This window comes from Sulfuricaulis sp. (genome assembly GCF_024653915.1).
Taxonomy (GTDB): Bacteria; Pseudomonadota; Gammaproteobacteria; order Acidiferrobacterales; family Sulfurifustaceae; genus Sulfuricaulis.
The window spans coordinates 1-5,182 of sequence record NZ_JANLGY010000031.1 but is presented as its reverse complement, the minus strand read 5'-3'; the positions used below and the strand labels follow the sequence as shown (position 1 = coordinate 5,182).

Here is a 5,182-nt window from a genome sequence, read left to right as displayed (position 1 = left end):
AGCGCATGTCGGGACGACGCGCGATGAGTTGCTCGACCAGTTGCATGTTGGCCCGATTGTCTTCTATATACAGCAGGGTACGCAGCGCCGCGCCATGCGGAACGCGCGCTTGAATCGGCGCCAGCGGTTCGTCTGTGCCGGCGGCAAGTTGTAGTGCGGCCGCCGAGTTCAGTTCGATCCAGAACACACTGCCCTTTCCGACGGTGCTTTCCACGCCGATGACGCCGCCCATCAATTCGACCAGTCGCTTACACGCCACCAGACCGATGCCGGTGCCTTTCACGGTGCTCGACTCTTGACCAAGACGATTGAACGGCTGGAACAGTTGTGCGAGTTTTTCCGGGGGCAATCCTGCACCCGTATCTTTGACACCAATGCGAATGCGTCCTGGGGAGCTCTCGATGCAGTCCACGACGACCGTTCCGCCCTTCTTGTTATATTTGATCGCGTTGGAAAGCAGGTTAATGAGCGCCTGCTTTAACCGTACCCGGTCGGCTTGGACAAAGTACGGCATTTCAATCGGGAGGAAGGTCACGCCGATGCCGTGCTCTTGCGCCTGCGGTTCTACCATGGTCAGGCATTCGTGCATGACCGCGGTCAGCGATATCGTTTCCAGCGACAGCGACAGCTTGCCGGACTCAATCTGCGTAAGATCGAGGATTTCGTTGATCAACTCCAGCAGGTACCATCCTGCCTTGAGAATCTGGTTGAGGCTTTGCTTCTGGGAGGGCGTCGGCGGCGTAGCGCCGGATTCGATGAGTTGGGCAAAACCGAGTATTGCACTGAGCGGCGTGCGCAGCTCATGGCTCATGCTGGAAAGGAAATCCGATTTGGCGAGGCTGGCTTTTTCCGCCACAGACCGGGCGCTCGAAAGCTCGCGATTCTTTTCTTGCAGTACCTCACTCATCGTGCGGTAGCGTGCCTCGCTTTCCTGCATCGCCGTCGCCATGGCCTTGCTTTCAGTGACATCGGTCAGCGCCATGCGCAGCACCGGCGCGCCGCTGCCGTCCTGCGCCGCCGTGGTCGCCAGACGTACCCAGATTTGCGTGCCGTCATGCTTCAGCATGCGCAACTCACACGCCTGCGGTTTACCGGTCTTGATGAGTTGTTGGCGGCACAGATAGTAGATGTCCTGGTCCAGTTTGACGATGAACCGGCTGATGGGCTGCTTGACCAGCTCCCCCCTGGCCAGGCCCAGCAAGAGGGCGGCGGTGAGGTTGGCTTGCAGGATCAGCCCCGGCTCGCTGACCGTGCAATAGCCGACCGGTGCCAGGTCATAGAGGTCGAAATATCTCGCCCGCTCGTCATCCAGTTCCGCCTGTGCCCGGCGCAGTTCCTCGTTCTGCATCTCCAGCTCGATCTGGTGCACACGCAGTTCGTGCAGCGTCCGCTGGGTTGCTTCGGGCGACAGGGTCGTATGGTTTTCCAGTGACAACGCGGCTTGTTCCCGCAGTGTCGCTTCGGCCTTCTGGCGCAGTGTCTGCGCCGCGCTTGAATGTTGGTCCGTCGCGGGAGCGCCGGTGGCGGCGGGGTGTTTATCCTGGCTGCTCATAGTGCGCTCCCCGTTCGGTGGTCGCAATCGCATACATGTGCCCGGCCTCATTCATCAAAGCCGTAGAGGTCACAAAGACCTCCACGACCGCACCGTCCTTGGTGAGCCGTCGTGTACGATACGGCTCCAGAATTTCAGCGTGGCTAAGCTGTTGTACCTTGGTCAGCGCCTTCTCTTGCAGCTCCTGCGGGATCCGGTCGCGGATATTCATCGCCAGCGCCTCGGCTTCACTCCAGCCATACATCCGCACCGCGCCCGGGTTCCAGGCTAGGATGCGGCCGTCCAGGTCCTGCACGGTGATGGCATCGTGCGCATCGCGCACCACCACGGCCAGTCGGAGCATCACATTGGCTTTGCGCAGTACTTCCCGGGTCTGCACAATCTCCGTGATGTCAACAAACGTAATGACCGCACCTTCGATTACATTGTCGAGCGTGCGGTAGGGCAGGATGCGCATCGTGTACCAGACGCCCTCCATTGTCTGCACGTCCACCGCTTTGGGCACCAGCGTGTTCAGCACGCCTTGCGCGTCCGCCACCAGGCGATCATAGCCGACCAGGTTGGAGACGGTATGTGCCACCGACCGCCCCACGTCGCTCGGGATCAGATTGATGATCCGGGTAGCGGTCGGGGTGAAGCGCAAGATGCATAATTTATGGTCGACAAAGATGGTGCCGATGTCGGTGCCGGCCAGCAGGTTGTTCATGTCGTTGCTGGCGCGCGACAGGTCGACCACCTTGGTTTGCAGTTCGGCGTTGACCGTGGCCAGTTCCTCGTTGACCGATTGCATTTCCTCCTTGGAGGTCTCCAGCTCCTCGTTGGTGGATTGCAACTCTTCGTTGACCGACTGCATTTCTTCGTTCGAGGACTTGAGCTCTTCGTTTGAGGTCTCCAGTTCCTCATTGGCGGCCTGGAGGTATTCCTTATTGGCCCGCAGTTCGTCGTTGAGCGCGGCGATCGTCGCGTATGCGGCGAGCCGGTCGAATCCGACGTCGTCCGTACTTGCACTGAGCCCAGTCGAATGGTCGGGGCCGTCCGCGCCCGCGATGACAGGCAGGGTGGTCTGCTGCGCCGGTTCGTGATCGACCGGCGGCCCATTCGGCGAGCCCGCTACGAGCGCTTCCTCCATGATGACCAGGTACAAGGGCGACTCAGGCGTTTCGGCAGCGCCTGCCGCCAACGGGCGGACGGTCAGGTTGACCGTGGTGAAGTGGCCGTTGGTTTTGACGTGCAGGCCCGGGCAGTGCACCAGCTCTTTTGTCCTCGAGGCTTTATGCAGGGCGGTGGCCAGGTCACGCCGCAATCCTTCGCGGGCCATCTTCAGGATGTTGTTGATTTCAGCATCACCCTGTGCCGGTTCCAGGTACATGCCGGTACGGCCGTAGAGATAGAGGATGTCGCCTAGGCCGTTGACGAGCGCGCCGGATAGGGCGACCTGCTTTAGGATCGCCTGTTCAGTCAGCTCGCGCAGCGACAGTTTCACGGGCTGGGCTGTCTTTCTGGTCGTGAGCGCCGCATCCACCGCCTTCATGGGCGGCAGAAACCGGCCCATGGCCGCGCGCTGCGCGCCATGAAAATCATGATTGCGCTGGTATAGCCTCGATTTGTTGTCCAGCGTGAAAAACCAGTCGCTAAACTCGCCCACGGTCTCTGAGGTGCCCAGGAAAAGCATGCCGTCCGGGTTCATCGTGTAGTGAAACAAGGGAATGAGCTTTTTCTGCAACTCCGCGCCCATGTAGATCAGGAGGTTGCGGCAACTGATCAGGTCGATCTTGGAGAAGGGCGGATCCTTGATGACGTCCTGCTCGGAAAAGATCAGCATGTTGCGGATGCCTTTGTGTATGCGGTAGGTGCTGCCGTCGGACTCGGCCGTAAAAAATCGCGCCAATCGCTCCGGCGAGATGTCGGTCGCAATGCTCGCCGGATAGATACCGGCCCGGGCGATAGCAATGGCGCGGCTGTCAATGTCGGTGGCGAAGACCTGCGCCGTGTAGCTTTGCTTGATCGCATCCATGTGTTCCTGCAGAAGGATGGCGATGGAATAAGCTTCCTCGCCGGTGGAACATCCCGCCGACCAGACGCGGACCGTGGCGCCCGCGCTCTTGCCGTCAAAGAGCTTGGGGATGGCCTGTTTCTCAAGCGCCAGGAAGGCCGCTGGATCGCGAAAGAAATTGGTTACGCCGATCAACAGGTCGCGAAACAGCGCCCCCACTTCGGTTGGCGTCTGCTGCAGATATCTGACGTACTCGTCCATCACGTCGATCTGATGGACCGCCATGCGCCGCTCAATTCGGCGGTGGATGGTGCTCGGCTTGTACTGGGAAAAGTCGTGGCCGACCTGGGCGTGCAGCAGGAAGAAGATTTTATTCAGCGCGCTATCGGTTTTGGGTGCAGCGGCCGTGGCTGGCCGGGCGCGATGGCCGAAGGCGTGCGCAGCGTAAGCGATGAGCTGCGCGGGCATCTCGGCCGGCGGCAGCTGGTAATCCACCAGGCCGGTGGCGATGGCGCTGCGCGGCATGCCGTCGAACTCGGTGGAGTCGGGGGTCTGGGCCATGGCCATGCCGCCCTCGCCCTTGATGGCCCGTACGCCCAGCGTGCCGTCGCTGCCGGTGCCGGAGAGCACGATGCAGATGGCGCGCTCGCGCTGATCCCGGGCCAGGGTGCGAAAGAAGAAGTCGATCGGCAGGCGATGGCCGCGCGGCTCGGAGGGTTCCAGCAATTGCAGCGTGCCGTTCAGGAAAGCCATGTCGCGGTTGGGTGGGATGATGTAGGCGCAGTTGGGCTGCACCGTCACCCCGTCTTTGACCTCGAACACCTGCATGCGGGTATAGCGCCGGACCAGGTCACTGAGGATGCTTTTGTGATTCGGGGCCAGGTGCTGCACCAGCACAAAGGCCATACCGGGATCGGTGTCGGCGGGCATGCCGGAGAAGAATGCCTCAAACGCCGCCAGCCCCCCGGCCGAGGCGCCAATGCCGACAATGGGGAAACCGGTAATGCTACTTTCGACAGTCTCTGGCGTTTCGACAGTCTTGACATCGCCCGGCGCTTGTTGGGCTTTCACTTTGTCCTTTTTTCTTTTTGTCACGATCGCCTCCTATGCGCCGACCTGCAACGCGCGCCGCTTGTAGCCAGGTTGGGCGGCGATCACGGGCACCGGACGGTAGTCGTCCGCAGCGTTTGTCTTTTTGGCTTCCTGATCGCCAACGATCGGAATACCGGCGTTAAGAATATCGGCGCTACTGCTCATAGCAGGGATTCTCGCATAACGGCGTTGTCCGAGTCTGTTTCCGCATGTTCCAGCGCCAAGTCCAGCGCCTCCGTGAACTCGTTGACTTTGATCGGCTTGGTGAGATAGCGGAAGAAGCCCGCCTCCAGGCCTTTCTTGATATCGCTGGGTATGGCATTGGCACTGATGGCCAGCACCGGGATGTGCGTCGTTATCGGATCTTCGCGCAGGATTTTCAGCGCCTGGATACCACTGATGCCGGGCAGATTGATGTCCATCAGGATCACATCCGGGAGATGGATGCGCGCCAGCGTGATGCCGCGCATGCCATCCCCGGCACTCAACAAGCGCATGTCGGGACGACGCGCGATGAGTTGCTCGACCAGTTGCATGTTGGCCCG

General features: G+C 60.7%; 4 protein-coding genes. All 4 read right to left on the bottom strand.

What is annotated here, in order from left to right:
- Nucleotides 1-1,552: PAS domain-containing hybrid sensor histidine kinase/response regulator (locus tag NUV55_RS13710; RefSeq protein WP_296673882.1), on the bottom strand; the 1,552-nt coding region annotated here is incomplete at its 3' end.
- Entirely contained in the window at nt 1,536-4,550 is a 3,015-nt protein-coding gene (locus NUV55_RS13705) for a chemotaxis protein CheB (protein ID WP_367280436.1), read from the bottom strand. The genes NUV55_RS13710 and NUV55_RS13705, both read right to left, overlap by 17 nt.
- A 99-nt stretch (nt 4,551-4,649) precedes the next feature.
- Nucleotides 4,650-4,802: a hypothetical protein gene (locus tag NUV55_RS13700; protein ID WP_296673878.1), complete on the bottom strand. Its 153-nt coding sequence runs from the start codon at nt 4,800-4,802 to the stop codon at nt 4,650-4,652.
- The coding region (locus NUV55_RS13695; protein WP_296673876.1) for a response regulator at nt 4,799-5,182 on the bottom strand (384 nt) is incomplete at its 5' end. The genes NUV55_RS13700 and NUV55_RS13695, both read right to left, overlap by 4 nt.

Excerpts from the sequence above, each read along its gene's own strand:
- NUV55_RS13700 (WP_296673878.1), bottom strand. The coding sequence starts at position 4,802 with ATGAGCAGTAGCGCCGATATTCTTAACGCCGGTATTCCGATCGTTGGC.